Raw genomic sequence first — 19,000 nt, 5'->3', positions numbered from 1 at the left:
ACAAGGAATCGAAAGGCGGATGAATGCGGATGGAAAGCCTGCTCTTTATTGTTAAGCCGATTGTTCTTGGCATAAGTTTAGCTGCACCAATAGGTCCGATTAAGTTAGAGATGATCAAAAGGGGGATAATGGGGGGGTTTTGGCCTGCGATGCTTGTTGGAATCGGCGCCATCACGGTTGATATGCTATTAATGTTTGGGATATTTCTCGGACTCGTTACGTTTCTACAAAGCACGCTGTTCTCTGCAATTTTTAGCGCAGTCGGATGTTTTCTATTAGCAAGGCTTGGTATAAACAGTATTCTTCGTTCCCTGTCTTCTGAAAAAATGATAAAGAAAGAAGACGAAAATACCAGCAGTGCAGGATCTTATTGGACGGGCTTTTTGATAGCACTGGGCGACCCGTTTATTTTTGTGTTCTGGCTTGGTGTTTATGGCACTGCGCTGACCAGTCTTGGGCCGCACCATACCGTTTTTTATCTCCTGATTTACAGTCTGCTTATTATTGGAGGCGTTACTCTCTGGAATCTGAATATCGCAATTACTGTTCATTTTATCCGTGATTTTATTCAGGATAAAATGCTGAAAGCCGTTACCTTTATTGCAGGTATAATCTTGCTTGGTTTTAGTATAAAATTATTCAATCAAATGATTGAATTAGTTATATGAATCCTCAAACAGCGCTTTTTCAGTAGCAGACATAATAAAACAAGAGGATTCATCCATGGATGAATCCTCTTATTTTTCTTTTTATTCAAATGTCGAAGTTACCAGGTATCCTGCATAAAAAAGTACTTCTTTTGAATACACAGGCAATTTCGTTTCCCAAGTTTGATACGCTGAAGTCGTAGTAGGAGAAGAAGAAACATTCATCCCAATCTGTTTCGCAAGCAGAACAGACCGCTTCATATGATAGGGATCGCTTACGATCGTGTATGACTGCAATCCTGCTTTTTTTCCTGCTTCGTAAGCGTATTTTAAATTATCTTCTGTCAGTCTTGAGCTTGTCTCAATTAAAATATCAGATTCTTTCACACCGTTCTTCACGGCATAGTTTTTTCCGACTACTGCTTCAGGCAAGTCTGTTTTTATCGCTTTGCCGCCTGTGAAGATAATCTTATCAACATCTTCCTTTTTATAAAGCCGGATTGCGTGATTGATCCGTTCTTTAAATACCGGCGAAGGATCCTCTCCCCATGCAGCTGCTCCGAGCACAATGGCTGCATCCGTTTTAACCGATTCGTGTTTATTGCCGAAATTCCAGATGCTGACCGAAGAATAAACCAACAGCAAAAGAACGGCAAGCAGCATCATTTTAACCAGAAATGCTGCAATTTTTCCTACCTTCATCCAAATCATTCCAATCTCATCTGCACATGAAATACCTATTCCCTTTTTACCATCATCAACAGCATGGAGCAAGAGTTTTTTATTAGAAATACGGAAAAGCCTGTACTGACCACTTGTCCCTGGTTTTTGACCATACATCCCTTTACTTCTAATTATAGACACCCCGAAGGAAAACAACACATTAGAACTGGGGCATCTTTTCCAGTAAATAGTAGTCCTTCTTACTAACGAAAAAAGCTCATCTAAGGAGATGAGCTAACGCTATTCATACCTGAGAGAATCAATCGGATCAAGACGAGCTGCTTTATTTGCAGGCAGCATGCCAAAGATGACGCCGATGATCATGGAGAATGCAAGTCCGCCGAGTACAACCTGCCATGAAACGAGTGAAGGCCATCCTGCAATAACGGAGACAAGCGATGCTCCGCAAGCCCCTAGCAGGATACCGATGATTCCGCCGATGAGCGTACGGGTGATGGACTCAATTAGAAACTGAGTGAGTATTTGTCTTTTTGTCGCACCAAGCGCTTTTCTTATGCCAATTTCGCGGGTTCTTTCTGTGACAGATACAAGCATAATATTCATGACCCCGATGCCGCCGACAAAGAGTGAAATCCCTGCGATTGATCCGATGATTAATGTCATAATTCTTGTCACCTGACCAATCCCTTCTGCGATTTCTTCCATATTAAAGACTTGATACTCATCTTCTTTGTCATGCTTCTGATTTAAGAGAGCGGTTGCTTTTTTTCCTGCTTCTTGAAGCATTTCAGCATTGTCCGCCTGAATAGTTACCTGATTAAAATCAGATTTGCCGAATGAATCCCGATACGTATTGGAAGGAATGTAAATTTCCATCGAACCAAAAGAAAAAAGACCAGTCGGCTTTTCAAGCACACCGATAATTTCAAACGGCTGCCCGTTTATCCAGATCACTTCTCCCAAAGGATCCGTCTCTTTAAATAGCTCTTTCTTTGTCTCCTGACTGATAATGCCTACACGGCGTCCGCTGATAAAATCGCCATCGATAAGGTTTCTTCCAGACTCAATTTTCAGTTCGTTTACCTCAATGTAAGCCTTATTAATGCCGAAAATGGACGTATCCGCCGTATCTTCCCTGTACCGGGCTTGCATGAATTCAGAGCTTGAGGCCACTACTTTAGAGACTTCAGGGATTTCGGATAAATCATCAATATCAGACTGCGTAAATGCTGACTCCATATAAGCATTGGGATTGGACTGCATTTCTTCTTCACTTGGCTGGTAAAACACTTCAATTGTGTTGCTGGATCCGGTAAATTGTGATTTCAGCATCTGCTCTCCGCCCTGTCCGATTGCAACGACCAGTATAACAGATGCAACACCAATAATAATTCCAAGCATTGTTAAAATGGATCTGAGCTTATGAGCAAGGACAGAAGCGAACGCCATTCGCAGGTTTTCTAACATGCTCATGCGTTTCTCCTTTCTGCCCCGTGAGACTGAACTTCCCCGTCTCTTACCATGATTATACGCTTCGTGTAGTCCGCTACTTCCTGTTCATGCGTAACAATGATGACTGTTGTCCCCTCAACATTAAGAGCTGCAAATTGCTCCATAACGGAAACGCTTGTCTTTGTATCAAGAGCACCTGTCGGCTCATCTGCAAGAATTAGCCGGGGTTTGTTGACGATGGAACGGGCAATAGCTACACGCTGTTTTTGTCCGCCTGAGAGCTCATTAGGGAGATGATTCATGCGGTCTGCAAGGCCAACTTTCTCCAATGCCAGCATCGCCCGCTCTTCCCGCTCTTTTTTCTTTACACCTGCATACACCATTGGAAGCTCTGCATTTTTCAAGGCCGTAAGTCTAGGCAGGAGCTGAAACTGCTGAAACACAAAGCCGATGGAGAGGTTCCTCACTTTTGCAAGATCTGTGTCCTGATAGGCTGCTACATCTTCCCCGTCCAGAAAATAGTGGCCGGTTGTCGGCCTGTCGAGACAGCCGATAATATTCATTAGCGTCGATTTACCTGAGCCGGATGGCCCCATGATGGAAATGAATTCGCCTTCTTCAATGGTCAGATGGATATCTTTTAAAACGTCGAATGATTCTTTTCCGACCTTGTAGCTTTTCGTAATGCCGGAAAGCTGGATCATTTCACCGTCACTTCCGTTCCGCTGAGAAGATCATCTTTCGGCTTTGAAACGATGGCATCATCGGCTGATAAGCCCTCTTTCACTTCCATATAATCGGAAGAAGCCGTTCCAATTTCAATGGTCTTTTTCTTTGTTTTTCCGTCTTCAACTGTATAGACAAAATAGTCCTCGCCATCCTGTTTTACAGCATCTACAGGTACGGTCTGAACATTGCGCTTTTCAGTTTCAATTTCCATGATCAGCTTAAAGCCGGGTTTTGCCTTCATTTCGCTGCCTTCAATGATTACCTCAACCGGATATTGTACGGCCGCATTTTCCGTTCCCATTGTACTTGATGAAGTCTCAGGAAACAGTCCGATTTTGCTCACTTTGCCCTTCCACTCAGCATCCGGCACAACATCAGAACTTAAGGTAACAGGCTGTCCTTCTGCAGCTTTTAAAGAATCATATTCTGACAAAACACCGCTGACAATAAATTGATCTGTTTTTGCAATATGTATAACTGCTTTCATGCCGCCCTGTTCTGAAGTCTGTTCGGGATGTTCTTCAATTGTAATGACAGTGCCTGCAATGTCGCTTTTCACTTCGAGAGTATTCAGCTGTTTTTCTATTGTCTCTTTTTGAAGCAGCAGCTGACGAAGTTCAATATCAGCCATCTTTTGCTCCATTTCCAGCTGATTATGCTCTGCTTCGATCGTTTTTTCTGCTTCCTCTTTTCCAACTTGCTTGGATAAATCTTTTTCTTTCTCACTTAAATCATCCAGCTGTTTTTCAAGCTGATTGATTTTAAGATAGCTTGATTCAATGGATAGAGCATTTTGCTCTTTTTCAAGAGAGAATTGTTCATTTTCATAGCGGAGGAGGGGAGTTCCCGCATTTACGGTCTCTCCCTCTTTTACTAGAATTTCAGCAATTTCCCCTTTTTCAGGATCTTGATAAATATACTGTTCATTTTGGAATCTTAGGGTACCGGGCACCATGACATTCGAAGCAATTTCCTGCTGTGAAAGCTTCACTGTACTGACCGTTACCTCTTCTTTACTCATCGCACGATAGACGTTTACACCCACAAGCAAAACTATGATTGAAACGACACCGATTGAAAGCCAGATTTTTTTCTTCATGCTGCAGGGAACATCCCTTCAAGCACTCCTCCTGCAGCGGCTAATACTGCGCCGATGACGAAGAAAACGATCGCGATTGTCCAGGCTGCTGCTTTAGATAAACCTGCAACACGCTGAAGACCGATTGCCGTCAAAATCGTTCCCCAAATCGTGAAAACTTCAAACGTCATGAGCAATCCGCCCAAGCCGCCTTCAGCACCAACAATGCTGTTTAAGCTAGTGTATGGATTAATATAATTTTCTTCTTTTACTAAAAATGCAATAAGACCGTTTAAAAGCGTTCCGATAGATGTGACAAATGCAATGTAAATCGTCATGGAAAGGATTTGTTTAAATTTAACGGCAGAACCAGTCATTTTCGCAATCGCCAGTGTAATGGCAGCCATAATAATAAGAACAATAATGCTCCCAATACCTCCTGCAACAATTCCCACAACTCCCATAACCGTGCCGAACATAGCTGCTTCTTCAGCAGTCATTCCAAGCTCTGATGTTAACTCTCCTGTTATTTCAGGACTATTAGCTAACGATAAAAACGTACCTGCTAAAAGAAATAATGTGACAAGCAGAAAACCGACAAGCACCTTTGGTTTTTGACGAATACGGTCAAACTGCTCCCCCGGGTTCATGATCATACCGAATAAAGACGGTTTTGGCGGCTGAGATGCGTTTCCTTCTACTGCCGGATTTGTTTGCTGTTCCATAATCCAATTACCTCCAATTTTATATGTTCTGTAAGTAATACGATTCTTATAAAAATAGGTTTCACAATTTCTATTATTCTTCGAATATATTTATTCAACGCAAGAAAAAGAGCCAATCGCGATCGATTGGCTCTTTGTTTTTACCCTGCATCAAGCATTCTGAATTGAGCCTTAACAAGCTCATAGTAGATTCCCTGCTGCTTCATAAGCTCTTCGTGATTGCCCTGCTCCATGATATTCCCATGATCGAGTACAATGATGTTGTCTGCCTCGCGAATAGTTGATAAGCGATGGGCAATCATGATTGCGGTTCTTCCTTTTAAAAGCGTTTTTAATGCCTGCTGGATTTTCACTTCTGATTCTGTATCGATACTTGCTGTTGCTTCATCCAAAATTAATATTTTTGGATCTGCCAGAATGGCTCTTGCAAAGGAGAGAAGCTGTCTTTCCCCAACAGATAAAACGTTGCCGCGTTCTTCCACCTCTGTCTCATAGCCATTTACTAAATCTTTAATAAATTCATCTGCCCCGACAGCTTCAGCTGCTGCAATGACTTCTTCGTCTGCTGCATCCGGTCGGCCGAATCGGATATTTTCCATGATCGTTCCCGAGAAGATAAAAGTATCCTGCAGGACTACACTGATTTGTGACCGCAAGCTTCCAATTGATAAATCCCGGATGTTATAGCCGTCTATCTTTACCTCGCCGCCTGTTGCATCGTAAAAGCGGCTGATTAAATTAGCAATCGTTGTTTTTCCTGAACCTGTATGGCCAACAAGTGCAACAGTTTGACCAGACGCGATTTGAAGTGATACCCCTTTTAACGCTTTGCGGTTTCCATCATATGAGAATTCAACTTTATCAAACGCGATATCCCCCTTCATATCTAAAAGAACGACCGGATCATCAGATTCTGAAACAATTGGCTTTTCATCTAAAAATTCAAATATCCGTTCAGATGATGCCATCCCCATCAGAAGCTGATTATACACTTGGCCAAGCCTTGAAATCGGCTCCCAAAACATGCCAAGGTAAAAAGCAAATGAAACAAACTCACCAATTGTAATCGATTCATTTGCAATTAATGAGGCACCGAACCAAATAAGGATGGCTGTTCCGATGGCATTTGTCATTTCAACGAATGGACGGAACACGGCATTTTTCTGAGTGGCATCCTGCCAGCTGCTGAAGTTTTCCGTATTGATGCCATCAAAGAATTCGATATTTTCCTTTTCCTGTGTGTAAGCTTGAGTAACCCGGATGCCCTGTATGCTTTCATTCAAATGTGAATTCAGCATGGACTGCTTCAGGCGGACCGTTTGCCAGGATCTCCGGATTTTTTTCCGCAGGCTTGTTGAGATAAAAAACATGACCGGCAGGATAATCATGATCGCAAGGGCAAGAGGCGGACTGATTGTAAACAGAATAACGATAACGCCTATCAGCAGCAGGAAATCCATTAATAGATTGATAACCCCGCTTGTAAAAAGCTCCTGAAGAGAGTTAATGTCATTCATGATCCGAACGAGAATGGATCCTGCTGATCTGGAATCAAAAAAGCGGTGGGACAGAGATTGCACATGTGTAAACAAATGCTTGCGCAAATCATATATCACATTTTGACCAAGCATGTTCATCCACCTGATCCTGAGCGTATTGGCCACATAAGAAACGAGGTAAAGCCCAAAAATGGACCCTACCAGCACCCAAAGCAAATCCAGATCTTTTTGAACGATTGCTTTATCCAGCGTGTATACCCCGATTAAAATCGGCACAATTAAACGGACAATGGTCGTTAAAATAACAGTAAGAAATGAGAGGGGCAAAAGGTTTTTCGAATACGGCTTAATATACCCCATTAACCTCCCCATCTGTTTCCAGTTAAAAGGTTTCTCTATAATTTGATCTGTAGAGTAGTAGAACCTCTGCTTAATTAAATCCTGTTTTTCTTTCTTTTGCATCTTTTTCACCTACCCTGCATTTGACTGTACAACAGCTTTTTGGTCTTTATATTGAATGTCATAAATTCGTTTGTAAGAACCGCCTGTATGAAGCAGCTCTTCATGTGTTCCTCTTTCGGCTACCTCGCCATCCTGAAGCACGATGATTTCATCTGCGTGCTTTAAAGAAGAAATCCGGTGAGCAATAATAATAGTCGTACGATCTTTCATCACGGCTTTTAAATCTTTCTGAATACGGAACTCTGTATCCATATCAACCGCGCTAGTTGAATCATCCAAAATCAGAATGCTTGGATCAACACAAATGGCGCGTGCAATGGATATTCTCTGCTTTTGTCCTCCGGATAGGCCCATGCCCCGTTCGCCAAGCATGGTGTCATACCCTTCAGGAAGTTCCATAATAAATTCATGTGCTTGAGCGCGCTTCGCTGCATCGATGATTTCATCCATTGTTGCATTTGGCTTTCCATAAGCAATATTTGATTTAATTGTTGTTGAAAAAAGGAAGGATTCCTGAAGAACAACGCCAATACTTCCTCTCAGGGATTTTAAAGAATGATCTTTAATATCCTTTCCGTCAAGAAGGATCTCGCCTGATGTCGGTTCATAAAAACGCGTCATTAATTGGGTGACGGTTGTTTTTCCTGAACCAGTGGCTCCAATCAGTCCAACCGTTTTTCCAGGAGGCGCATCAAATGACACATTTGTTAATGCCGGCACATCTTCATCATTGTATTTAAGCGAAACATTTTTAAATGTGACATGACCCGATAATTTGTCAGCGGACAAATCAAGATTGGCATCACTGATTTCTTCATCCGCTTCCAATATTTCAAGCAGCCGCTCTCCGGAAGCTTTGGATTGAGAGAACAGGTTGATGACAAATCCCAAGTTCATAATTGGCCACATGATATACCAGACAAGGCTGTAAAAAGCTACAAGCTCACCTGGTTTAAGACTGCCGTTTATCACCATATATCCGCCGAAAGCAAGCAAAGCAACAACTGAAATATTTCCGATGAACTCCATAAGCGGAAAATATTTAGCCCATACATTGGATGTATCTAAATACTTCTGTTTGTAATCGTTGTTTGAGGAATTAAACTTTGAAATTTCAAAATCCTCTCTGGATAATGATTTTACAGTATGAATGCCGCTGATATTTTCCTGAACATTTGTATTCAGTTTCCCAAACGACTTACGAATGCTTCTGAAGGCAGGGTGAACCCGCTTGTCAAACCGGTAAACGGCCACGGCCAAGAACGGCAGAGCTGCAATCGTGACGAATGTCAGCGGAACCGAATAATAGAACATGACGCAAAGACTGATGCAAATCAGAATAATGAAGCGGATTAACTCTGCAATCCCAAAAGACAGGAAAAAACGAAAGCCTTCCACATCTGCTGTAAGCCGTGACATCAAATCTCCTGTTTTTGCATTGTCATAATAGCGAAAAGGGAGGCGCTGAAGCTTTTCATAAAGTTCATTTCTCATTCTATATACGGATTTTATCCCAAACATATCCCCTAAATACTGGTGAAAATAAGTCGCCACTCCCTTCACCGTCATAATGCCGACAAACCCGAGCGCGATCCATGGCACGAGATAAAACTCTTCTTTTAATACGACATCATCAATTGTAAACTGCAGCACCATCGGATACACAACTGTGATGGCTGTCATGATGAGCAAAAAACCTATTGACCATAAAAAATCATTTTTGTAAGGCATATAAAAGGCCCTTAGTTTTTTAAATGTTTCCAATGAAAATCCCTCCTTTGGCCTTTGCTGTTTTCTTCAACTTTGAAAATATTTACAACGTATTACTTAATATATCGGGTTTCGAAATATATTTCTAGTCATTTTACGCAATTTTTAAAAAATTAATGCTAATTAATGAATTCATACTCCTCCCTTAATATGAGCCTTCTCAGTCATAGGTCTTAGTAAATAAAAAAACATGGAATCAAAGATCCATGCTTTTAAAAACACACTATCTATTATTATGTTTAAGCCAGTCATTCATGACCGCTGCTTCGGAAATCGCTTTTGTATCTTTTTCAATGTCCCCGGGTGCATTTGCCTCGCCTATCACATATCCTTCAAGTTTCATGCCGACAAAGTCAAAAATGTACTGAAATTGCTGTATGAGCGGCAATGCCTTGATTTTAGGGGAGTCTCCGCCAGCAATTATTACATATGCTTTCTTATCTTTTGCTTTTTCTTTAAAAGAAAACCGTTCATCTCTCAAAGCCTGTGACCAGCGATCAAAGAAATCCTTCATTGCTCCTGACATGCCGTACCAATAAAGCGGGGTTACAAACACAACAGCATCTGCTTTTAGAAAAGCTTCAATCAGTTCATTGAAATCATCTTCTACTTGCTGAAAACCATTTGAATCATGCCGCTGATCAGTAATAGGCTTTATTTTCATTTCCCTGAGATGTACAGGAGTATGATTGATGCCTTTTAACAAGTAACTAGCTAATTTCTCAGAGTTTCCATTGTCACGGCTGCTGCCATAGATGGCTAAAACGTTCATACTGACACTTCCTCTAACTATTGGGATTTCGTTTCGCTTTATTCAAAATCTGCAAGACACACTCCGTCTTTGCATCTGCATATTCATTTCCTGTTTTCCAATCATTCTTTGAAAGGTTCTGCTTTACAGCCTCATACTTCTCACGATCTTCAGGATGCGTTCGAAGATGATCACGGAAAAGGAGATGATCCTCCCACCACTGATGGGTTATGGGCACTGTATGTATGTGAGCAGTTCGGTGGCCATGCGGAATGTTTACTTCTTCTTTTTCAATAACATTTGGATAAAGATGAAGATATTCTTCTTTTATCCCAATAAAAAAACGTCTGAATGGCAAAGCTTCATCGTAAACCTTTTTATAAATATAGGAGGAATCAGCTAAAGCATCAACTGCACCAGACAGCTTTTCCATTGACGGCACGCCAATTAAAATATCAATGACCGGCTTAGCAGAAAGACCTTCAACAGAGGTGCTTCCGATATGTTCAATTTTAATAGAAGGATCTTTAAAGGCATTTTTCAGTCTCTGCTCATGCAGGCGGAATTGCATTTTCCAGTCAGGGTTATATTCAGAAAGATGGATCTTCATCTTATTTATCAAGCAATGGTTTGCCTTCAGCATCTACAAGCAAGGTAATCCCGGCTCCGCCTCCAGAGATCGTCTGCAAGTATTGAACACCTGTTTCTGTGTCCTTGATGACCCCTATTGCATCGAGTGTCCCTTGAGACTGAGTTACCTCAAAGCGTTTATTTGCTGCCATCCAGATCACTCCTCTTTTCATTTTTATCCTTCTAAGCTGATTTCACATCCATCGTATCATATTATTGTTTGAATCCTGAAGTCAGAATGTTTGGTTAGCAGTTTTACAAAAGAAAGAAATGCTATGGACCCTTTGTCATTATGTTAAAAGTTACGGCTCATTAAATTTCCTTTTGGAGGATTTGTTTTATACCAGAAAAATGATAAGATGATAAATATTGCCAGAAAAAAATCTTAATCGGAGGAGTGATTCAAATGTCCGTAGACGTTTACCTTAATTTCAATGGTAATTGCCGGGAAGCAGTGGGGTTTTATGCAAAGGTTTTCAAAACAGAAGAACCTAAATTTATGACGTTCGGCGAAACACCGCCTAACCCAGAGTACCCTATGCCAGAGGAAGCGAAAGATTTGATTATGCATACAAGGCTTAACATTGATGGAAGCAATGTGATGTTTTCTGATGTCTTTCCTGGAATGCCATTTGTTGAAGGGAATAATATCACCCTTGCTTTAGTTAACAAAAACATAGAAGAGCTGACCTCTATTTTTAATCAGCTTAAAGATGGCGGCACAGTAGTCATGGATCTTCAGGAAACATTCTGGAGCAAGCTTTATGGACAAGTAACAGATAAATTCGGAATTCATTGGCAGGTTAATTACGAATAAGAAAAAGGGATTTCCACAAAAAAAGAGGCCGAGCTGGCCTCTTTTTTCAATTCTCAATATGTTTTAAAACTCTTGCCGGATTCCCTCCAACTACAACATTCTCAGGGACGTCCTTCGTCACAACTGCGCCGGATGCAATGACCGCGTTGTTTCCGATTGACACTCCCGGATTAATGACCGCTCTTCCGCCGATCCATACATTGTCACCGATTGTAACAGGTTTTCCGAGTTCTGCTCCGCTGTTTCTTTCCTCAGCATTTAATGGATGAGCGGCTGTATAGATGTGAACCCCTGGCGCAAGCATGCAATTGGCCCCGATTGTTACCTTGCACACATCCAAAATGACGCAGTCAAAGTTAGCGTAGAAATTTTCGCCTACATGGATGTTTGAGCCATAATCGCAGCGGAATGTTGGTTCGATATAAATGTTTTCTCCTGTTGTTCCAAACAATTCCTTAAGGATGTTTTTTCGAGCATTGTCATCCGTTTCAATTGTCTGGTGGAACAGCCTTGTTAACCTTCTGGCGCGGACACGTTCACGTATTAGTTCTTCGTCTCCTGCAAGATACAGTTCTCCGTCTAACATCTTTTCTTTTTCTGTTTTCATCCATATTACTCCTTATTTGCTGATCATTATTTTCACATTGTGTTCCCTGAGGATTTCCTGAAACTTTGCAGGAGGCCTCCGGTCCGTTACAAGTACATGAATCATTGAAAAATCAAAAGCGCGATACTTGCTCTCTTGATTCCTCCACAACGATAAAGTTTTTATGTGATCACCTTGAGACACCTGCAACCATTTATACTCATTCGCTTGATAACGCGGAATCCCTTTCAGACAATGAGAATGCAGATTTCCACCTGCTGGGGGGAAGATTAGACAGAACCCATCGTTTTTTCTATGAGCCTGAATTTCGGACGGCAATTGAAAGCATAACTTTTGATAAAGCATTTATCGGAGCCTGTGCCATCGTTAAGCATTATTAAGCAATATGGAATCACAAAAAAAACAGCGCATAGGATCATGCGCTGTTCTTCCCGTTTAATTCGTTTCGGTTATACCATTCAGCTCCCCTACAACCGTATCAACGATAAACACGGCGTCCTCTTCTTCAAGATTAAGAGGAGGGGATATGGCAAGTACGTTGTTATACCCTGCTACAGTGGCTCCATTTTTCCCGATAATCAGCCCTTTTTCCATGCAGGAGGCAATCACTTTATTCACAAGTCCTGCATCCAGCGGTTTTTTCGTATCTTTGTTTTCAACTAGCTCGATGCCGATCAGGAGACCTTTTCCTCTTACATTTCCAACATAGGGATTATGCTGGAGACGTGATGTGAGTTCAGCTTTGATGCGTCCGCCTACTTCGCTTGATCGTTCAAACAGCTTTTCATTTTCAAAGATTTCGATGTTCTTCAGGGCAAGTGCACAGGCAGCGGGATTTCCGCCAAATGTGTTTACATGGCGGAAATAATCATATTCCTCAGTTCCTTTAAAAGCTTCATAGATTTCTTTTTTAACAGCTGTAGCGGAGAGAGGCAAGTAGGCACTAGTAATCCCTTTAGCCATCGTAATGATATCCGGCTTCACTCCGTAATTCATGAATCCGAAGGCTTTACCGGTTCTGCCGAAGCCGCAGATAACCTCGTCAACAATGAGCAAAGCACCATGCTTTTCACAGACTTCCTTTACACCTTTCATATAGTTCTCGGGCGGCATCAAAATGCCTCCGCCCGTAATAATTGGTTCCATGATCATCGCAGCAACCGTTTCGCTTAGCTCCCATGTCATGGTCTGATCGATGGCCTGAACCGATTTCAATTCAGCCGCTGCTGCTTTGTCGTCTTCAGGATAACGGTAGGAATCCGGCGGCGGCACATGAATAAATCCCGGTGCAAGCGGCTCGTATTTATACTTCCGCTGCGCCTGACCGGTTGCAGCAAGTGAACCCATTGTATTGCCGTGATAGGCTCTGTACCTTGAAATAATTTTATAGCGTTCATGGCTGCCTGTTTGCTGATGATATTGGCGGGCAATCTTGAACGCTGTTTCATTTGCCTCAGATCCGCTGTTGGAGAAAAAAATGACATAGTCCCCGCCAAGCATGTCATTCAGTTTTTCTGAAAGCTGAATAGCAGGCAGATGACTATGTGTCAGCGGAAAATAAGCAAGTTTTTTCAGCTGCTCATATGCAGCTTCCGCAAGCTCTGTTCTTCCATAGCCTGCATTTACGCACCACAAACCGGCCATGCCGTCTAAATACTTTTTCCCATTTGCATCACTGATCCATGCGCCCCTTGCTTCCGCTGCAATAATAGTCGCATCAGGATTGAATGGCTTCATAGAATGCCAGAGATGTGCTTCATCTTTTTGCAGAGCATCTCTTATATCTGTACTCTTTTGCATATTCATCCTCCTTGTCTATTAAAAATCAAATCTGGATGTAATCATTTTTTTGCGTGTATAGAAGTTTACGCCGTCTTTGCCGTTAACATGTAAATCACCGTAGAAAGAATCCTTCCAGCCCGAAAATGGGAAGAAAGCCATCGTAGCTGGCACTCCTACATTAATTCCAAGCATCCCTGCATCTGCTTCTTCTCTGAATGTGCGAATAGCCTGAGCATCCTTTGTGTAAATGGTCGCGCCGTTTCCATAGCGGGATTTTCGAATATATTCAAGGCCTTCATCTAAATTTCCCGCACGAAGCACACTGAGCACCGGGGCAAAAATTTCATCCTTTGCAAGGGTCATCTCAGGTGTAACCTTGTCAAAAATCGTAGCGCCTAAAAAATATCCTTCCGTTTGATTCTCTATATCTCTTCGTCCATCACGCAGAAGAGCTGCCCCTTCTTCTATTCCTTTTTCAATATATCCCATGACTTTATTCAGGTGAGTATCACGGATTACAGGAGTCAGAAGCACTTCTTCATCGAGTCCATTTCCCATCACCAAATCATCTGCTTTTTGCTTTAGAGTCTGCATAAATTGATCGCCGTTTCCAACAACAACTACTGCGCTGCAAGCCATACAGCGCTGGCCTGCGCTGCCGAAAGCTGAGCTTACGATATGCTGTGCCGCTTTATCAAAATCCGCATCCGGCATAACGACATGATGATTTTTTGCACCCGAGAGGGCTTGAACCCGCTTCCCTTTTGCAGCAGCTTTTTCATAGACATATTTAGCGACAGGCTGTGAGCCCACAAATGAAATCGCTTTAATATCCGGATGCTCCAATAACCCGTTTACAACGTCATGACTCCCATGAACAATGTTCAAAACGCCGTCTGGAGCACCTGCTTCCGTGAACATCTCAGCAAGCTTATTGGAAAGCAGCGGTGTCCGCTCAGATGGTTTTAAAACGAATGTATTTCCGCATGCCACCGCAAGGGGGAACATCCATAAAGGAACCATCATTGGAAAGTTAAATGGAGTGATTCCGCCGACTGCACCAAGCGGATAGCGGAACATTTCCGAATCCATCTCTTCAGCAATTCCAGATAAGGATTCACCCATCATTAAGCTTGGTGCCCCAGCTGCAAACTCAACACACTCTATTCCTCTTTGAACCTCCCCATAGGCTTCTTTATAGGCCTTGCCATTCTCAGAAACAATTAATTTGGCAAGCTCCGCATGATTTTCCGTCAATAGATGATGATATTTAAATAGAATTCTTGCTCTTTTAGGAACCGGCATCAGCTTCCACGTCTTAAATGCTTGTGCTGCTGCTTTTGCCGCCTGGTCTACATCTTCCGCGGTTGATATCGGAACGGCTGCAATCTTCTTCCCTGTTGCCGGATTTATTACATCCTGCACTTCATTTCCCGTCGCACTCACCCATTTTCCATTGATGAAATTCTTAATTGCGGCCGCTTCATTTGCAACTGTCATGTCATCCCTCCTGATATTCTGAAATTATGTTCATTATCTCTCACAAAGCAACGGCAATCATTAGACACTATGTAAAAGAAACGCGGGGAATAACGCTACAGTTTGAATAGAAAAGCGGAAACGCCCGCTTAGCCCCAGGCAGACAGATAAGGATCCGCAATTAAAGACGCTTTTTGCCTTTACTTGCGATCCTTTTTAATTAATTCCAAGACTTTCGGACTTAATTCCAAGACTTTCACAATTAATTCCCATACTTTTCATGGTAATTCCGAGACTTCCATAATTTATTCCGTACAAATGTAAACAAACTCGGTTCACCAAACCAGACAGAAATCTAATCAAAAAAGAGCACTCTTGCAAAGAGCACTCTGTTCTCCTATTCAATTTTATGCTGGAGCGGAATGGACCCTTCTGTATTCATGATAAAATCATGAGCCATGAGCATAAATTCGAGGGCCAGTCTTCTGTCTGAGTTCATGAAGTTTTCTCCAAGCAGCAGTTCTAGCTTTTCTATTCGATGGTAAAGGGTTTGCCTGACAATAAATAATTTTTTTGATGTCTCTTGCTTGGATCCGTTGCATGCTAAATACGTTTTTAAAGTGATCATCATGTCCCCGTTGTATTTCCGGTCATATTCAATTACAGGCGCCAAATATTCATGAATCGTTTCTTCGAGATCACCGTGTTTTTTTAACAATGACATCATTCGATACATATGCAGGTCCTGATAAAAGTAGCTTTTGCCTTCTTTTGAAAGGGAGTCTTGCAGGGCAAGGGTTTCTTTAGCTGTTTGATAGCTTAGATGAATATTTCCAAGTTTGTCGGCAAACTTCCCGACACCAGTGGAAATAGAGGAGGTTCTGATCCGTTCTGATCCATTTCCTGAATGGATTCTTGAGAGGGCGCCTTCCATCCTCTCTTTCCAATCCTGTTTGTGCCGTTTGTTTCCAACGATAAAAATGAGATGATGACGGACTTCAACCGTAAATAAATGAAACCCAAATTGTTCAAATACCGTTCTGAACAAAAGCTTGAGATAGGTGCTGTCTACGTTTGGCGCCTGGCCCGACGAATCAGGAGACAGCTTGCAAATACAGACTGCTCCACCATTCAAACGAAGTTTGGGATCAATAAAGGAAAGCTGTTCTTTAATAATTTCATCCGTGTATTCGCCTTCAAGCCAGTTTGTAAGCCACTCGCTTTCTTCTGCCATCTTTTTTTCTTTTACATATAAATCCCTCAGTAAATGCTGGGCAAATGCGTTAGCGGTTCTGTCTAAAATGAGCAGATCAAATTCGTTCAGTTCGCGGCAGTTCGCGATAATCAGCAGCTCTGCGTAGGTCTCGCCGAGAATCTGTACATTCTGACTTGCGATATTGAATTTAATATTTTCATCTCTGTTCTTGATTTTCAAAAGCAGCGCTTCTTTTTCCTCTCCCTTTGGCTCAGGGAAGAAATCAGCTTTATTTCCGCTTAATACAGCAATAACCTGAACCTCTAAATAGGCCTGGAGAAATTTTAGGATTTGCTCATAGTCTTCAATTTCAAGCAGCATCTTGTTCAGCTGCTGAGAATAATTTTCTAAATCTGAGAGAAGTTGATATTGTTTATTGATGATGAGGGAATGCACGTCTTGAGTAATTTCAACAAAGGGAACCTCTTGATGAAACAAAATGATAGGAAAATGGTGGTGATCTGCAAGTTCAATAACTTCAACCGGAATACTGTGAATGTGTGTGCCCATTTCGATGCATAAGCCAGCAGTATGCCTCTCGATCAATTGTCTTAGAAAGGAAACAAAGTTTTGGGGATTATCTTTAAAGCCCAGACCCGTTGTAAGAATCAGCTCATGGCCATTTAATAAATTGCTGATTTGGATCGATTCGACAATATGGACCCATTTCAATTGGCGGTGCAATCCTTTAACACCAGCGATTACTTCAGTTTGGGAAAAATGCTTTCGATTTAAAATCTCATCAATCGTTATGTATGATTTCATCCGCACACCCCTTTTTGATGTCGCTACTGTCTATTATAAAGAAGGGCATGTTTGAACACTATACGTTTGTCAGTTTTTCTCATAAAAAAGATAGGACAAATTCTGCCCTATCTTTGTCGAACGGTGTCATTTGAAGCTTTGAGACAGCAGCTTTGCTGAAAAATACTTTCTGGCATCCGCCGTTTTCACATGCATTTCAGCTGAATCGTTCTGATCCTTCTTATTTCTGAATGTAAGAAAAGCACCGCTTAAATTTTCAGTAACACGTATAATTTTGTAGCCCTGACCCAGATAAAAATCAATCTTATCTCTTTCAGACAGGTATTCCTGATAATCAGACATAAGGATCCTCCCTTGTTTAGAATTGTTCTGTTTGAACAGGGCCAGCCGCGACGTTCGAAACGGATTCATCTTCAAGATCGATTGTCCAGTCATTTCCCACTGAAATGCCAAGATACTTTTGATCATCAGGATCTTCTATTTCAGCCTGAACATATTTTTTAAACCACCAGTATTTTGCAAGTACATAATAGCTGATGCATCCCACTGCAAAGCCTAGAACAAAAGAGTATTCAGGTATAATCAGCGCTGCACCGCCCCCAAGAATCCATGCGATGAAGCCGGCAGCATTCACACCCTTCAAATATTTATATTGACCCTCATCTTCATAGAGGTCGCGAACATTTACTCTGCGTTTACGGAGCAAATAGTAGTCAGCAACTAAAATTCCGACAATGGCGGATAAAATACCTCCGACAATTAATAAGATGTCAATAATGACTCCAAATAAATCCCATGGCTGAACGACAATCCCGATAATACCGGCAATGGCAACACCTGCCCATATAGGAACCTTAGGACCGCCTACATTTGAAAAGATTGCGGCAGCCGGAATAAGATTTGCAGAGGTATTTGTAGACCATTGGGCAAACACAATCATGATCAAAAGAATACCAAGAATCATTCCTGTAGCAGATTGCTGCAGGGCAACGACAGGGTCATAGTTTTTTACAGCAATATAGGAGACAGCCCCGATGACAACCATAAAGGTTTGAACGAGCGGATAGGCAATGAGATTGCCTGCAATTTGGCTTTTGTTTCGCTTAAACCAGTTTCTTTCTAATTTTGGGGCTTTCACAAAGCGGGATAAGGATGGCATATCGGCAGCTAGCGTTCCCCAAAATCCCATGTTGGACATAATGACAACCATGAACGCTGTGACCGCTGCCCCTCCGGTTACTGGTGTTTCAACCCAGGACCAGACGTTTCTTCCTTCCTGCAAAGCCTGATCGGACAGGGTAAAATACATCCATCCTGAAATGATGATAATGACAGGTGCAGCTATATCTGCAAAGCGTTCAATCGCTTTCATACCAAGAGCTGTATTTACAATCTGCAAAATGGCAAATATATAGAAGCAAACAAAAAAGTTGTCAAATTCCGTTAATGTGGCAAGAATGGCATTCATCGCAGCAGCGCCGAAATAAGTATTCACTCCAAACCAGCATGAAGCTACAAAACCGCGTACAACGGAAGGAATATGTGTCCCGATTGTCCCAAAAGGAGCCCTCATATAAACAGGAAAGGATAACCCATGCTCAACTCCGATATCACCGGTCAATGTCATCAAAAGACCAAGGGCAACCGAACCGATGATGGTTGCAGCAACAACCCATCCAAGCGGAAGACTTTGTACACCTGCTCCTCCAATGGCAAATGCAGCCAGTACAACTGCCATCCCAACCCAGATTAGAGCAAAGCCAAGCGAACCAATGTTTTTCTTTTGATGAGGAATCGGCAGCAAATCAGGAGACTTCAAATAATTTTTAGCCACTTTCGCATATCCCCTTCCAATTGGTTATATCTTC

General features: G+C 42.0%; 19 protein-coding genes. 3 read left to right on the top strand and 16 right to left on the bottom strand.

What is annotated here, in order from left to right; genetic code table 11:
• Positions 1 to 29: 29 nt before the first annotated feature.
• Positions 30 to 668 carry a LysE family transporter gene (locus QLQ22_RS09875; RefSeq protein ID WP_223441835.1) on the top strand — a complete coding sequence of 213 codons (639 nt, stop codon included), beginning with the start codon at positions 30 to 32 and terminating at the stop codon, positions 666 to 668.
• An 81-nt stretch (positions 669 to 749) separates the two neighbouring features.
• Here the strand turns inward: QLQ22_RS09875 and QLQ22_RS09870 are convergent, their stop codons facing one another.
• From QLQ22_RS09870 to QLQ22_RS09825, 10 genes are all read right to left on the bottom strand, one after another.
• Positions 750 to 1,358, bottom strand: coding sequence for a YdcF family protein (locus QLQ22_RS09870; protein ID WP_223443297.1), 609 nt, complete (start codon positions 1,356 to 1,358; stop codon positions 750 to 752).
• Between the two features lie 252 nt (positions 1,359 to 1,610).
• Complete coding sequence (locus QLQ22_RS09865; protein ID WP_284016549.1) at positions 1,611 to 2,804, bottom strand: ABC transporter permease; 1,194 nt, start codon at positions 2,802 to 2,804, stop codon at positions 1,611 to 1,613.
• On the bottom strand, positions 2,801 to 3,487 hold the full coding sequence (locus QLQ22_RS09860) for an ABC transporter ATP-binding protein (RefSeq protein WP_223441830.1): 687 nt from the start codon (positions 3,485 to 3,487) through the stop codon (positions 2,801 to 2,803). Before QLQ22_RS09860 ends, QLQ22_RS09865 begins: the two co-directional genes overlap by 4 nt.
• Positions 3,484 to 4,611, bottom strand: coding sequence for an efflux RND transporter periplasmic adaptor subunit (locus tag QLQ22_RS09855; RefSeq protein ID WP_223441826.1), 1,128 nt, complete (start codon positions 4,609 to 4,611; stop codon positions 3,484 to 3,486). Before QLQ22_RS09855 ends, QLQ22_RS09860 begins: the two co-directional genes overlap by 4 nt.
• Complete coding sequence (yknW, locus tag QLQ22_RS09850) at positions 4,608 to 5,315, bottom strand: YknW family membrane protein (RefSeq protein ID WP_223441823.1); 708 nt, start codon at positions 5,313 to 5,315, stop codon at positions 4,608 to 4,610. Before yknW ends, QLQ22_RS09855 begins: the two co-directional genes overlap by 4 nt.
• A 140-nt stretch (positions 5,316 to 5,455) precedes the next feature.
• Positions 5,456 to 7,276 (bottom strand): ABC transporter ATP-binding protein, encoded by a 1,821-nt coding sequence (locus QLQ22_RS09845; protein ID WP_223441820.1) that lies wholly within the window; start codon positions 7,274 to 7,276, stop codon positions 5,456 to 5,458.
• Positions 7,277 to 7,285: 9 nt separating this feature from the next.
• A complete protein-coding gene (locus QLQ22_RS09840; protein WP_223441818.1) occupies positions 7,286 to 9,040 on the bottom strand; it encodes an ABC transporter ATP-binding protein in 1,755 nt (584 codons plus the stop codon).
• A 229-nt stretch (positions 9,041 to 9,269) separates the two neighbouring features.
• Positions 9,270 to 9,818 carry a flavodoxin family protein gene (locus QLQ22_RS09835; protein WP_223441816.1) on the bottom strand — a complete coding sequence of 183 codons (549 nt, stop codon included), beginning with the start codon at positions 9,816 to 9,818 and terminating at the stop codon, positions 9,270 to 9,272.
• A gap of 13 nt (positions 9,819 to 9,831) precedes the next feature.
• Positions 9,832 to 10,419 carry a GrpB family protein gene (locus QLQ22_RS09830; protein ID WP_223441814.1) on the bottom strand — a complete coding sequence of 196 codons (588 nt, stop codon included), beginning with the start codon at positions 10,417 to 10,419 and terminating at the stop codon, positions 9,832 to 9,834.
• Positions 10,409 to 10,579, bottom strand: coding sequence for a DUF6440 family protein (locus QLQ22_RS09825; RefSeq protein WP_223441812.1), 171 nt, complete (start codon positions 10,577 to 10,579; stop codon positions 10,409 to 10,411). Before QLQ22_RS09825 ends, QLQ22_RS09830 begins: the two co-directional genes overlap by 11 nt.
• 254 nt (positions 10,580 to 10,833) lie before the next feature.
• On the opposite strand from QLQ22_RS09825, the gene QLQ22_RS09820 reads away from it, so the two are divergent.
• Positions 10,834 to 11,244 carry a VOC family protein gene (locus tag QLQ22_RS09820; RefSeq protein WP_223441809.1) on the top strand — a complete coding sequence of 137 codons (411 nt, stop codon included), beginning with the start codon at positions 10,834 to 10,836 and terminating at the stop codon, positions 11,242 to 11,244.
• A 46-nt stretch (positions 11,245 to 11,290) separates the two neighbouring features.
• On the opposite strand, the gene QLQ22_RS09815 is transcribed toward QLQ22_RS09820, so the two are convergent.
• A complete protein-coding gene (locus tag QLQ22_RS09815; RefSeq protein WP_223441807.1) occupies positions 11,291 to 11,851 on the bottom strand; it encodes a maltose acetyltransferase domain-containing protein in 561 nt (186 codons plus the stop codon).
• 65 nt (positions 11,852 to 11,916) lie between these two features.
• On the opposite strand from QLQ22_RS09815, the gene QLQ22_RS09810 reads away from it, so the two are divergent.
• Positions 11,917 to 12,231 carry a DeoR/GlpR family DNA-binding transcription regulator gene (locus QLQ22_RS09810; RefSeq protein ID WP_223441805.1) on the top strand — a complete coding sequence of 105 codons (315 nt, stop codon included), beginning with the start codon at positions 11,917 to 11,919 and terminating at the stop codon, positions 12,229 to 12,231.
• 55 nt (positions 12,232 to 12,286) lie between these two features.
• Here the strand turns inward: QLQ22_RS09810 and QLQ22_RS09805 are convergent, their stop codons facing one another.
• The 5 genes from QLQ22_RS09805 to QLQ22_RS09785 all read right to left on the bottom strand — a co-directional run bounded on the left by QLQ22_RS09805 (position 12,287) and on the right by QLQ22_RS09785 (position 18,966).
• A complete protein-coding gene (locus QLQ22_RS09805) occupies positions 12,287 to 13,651 on the bottom strand; it encodes an aspartate aminotransferase family protein (protein ID WP_275976752.1) in 1,365 nt (454 codons plus the stop codon).
• An 18-nt stretch (positions 13,652 to 13,669) separates the two neighbouring features.
• The gene (locus QLQ22_RS09800) at positions 13,670 to 15,133 is read right to left on the bottom strand and encodes a CoA-acylating methylmalonate-semialdehyde dehydrogenase (protein ID WP_223441801.1); all 1,464 of its coding nucleotides are present in this window, start codon (positions 15,131 to 15,133) and stop codon (positions 13,670 to 13,672) included.
• 376 nt (positions 15,134 to 15,509) lie between these two features.
• Positions 15,510 to 17,132: a PucR family transcriptional regulator gene (locus QLQ22_RS09795; protein WP_223441799.1), complete on the bottom strand. Its 1,623-nt coding sequence runs from the start codon at positions 17,130 to 17,132 to the stop codon at positions 15,510 to 15,512.
• Between the two features lie 126 nt (positions 17,133 to 17,258).
• Positions 17,259 to 17,474, bottom strand: coding sequence for a hypothetical protein (locus QLQ22_RS09790; protein ID WP_223441797.1), 216 nt, complete (start codon positions 17,472 to 17,474; stop codon positions 17,259 to 17,261).
• Positions 17,475 to 17,490: 16 nt separating this feature from the next.
• Positions 17,491 to 18,966, bottom strand: coding sequence for an NCS1 family transporter (locus QLQ22_RS09785; RefSeq protein WP_223441795.1), 1,476 nt, complete (start codon positions 18,964 to 18,966; stop codon positions 17,491 to 17,493).
• Between the last annotated feature and the right edge of the window lie 34 nt (positions 18,967 to 19,000).

Origin of the sequence: Metabacillus hrfriensis, assembly GCF_030127205.1 — a bacterium.
Classification (GTDB): domain Bacteria; phylum Bacillota; class Bacilli; order Bacillales; family Bacillaceae; genus Bacillus_P; species Bacillus_P dongyingensis.
The sequence above is the reverse complement of the archived record's forward strand: the minus strand, read 5'-3'. Positions and strand labels throughout refer to the sequence as shown.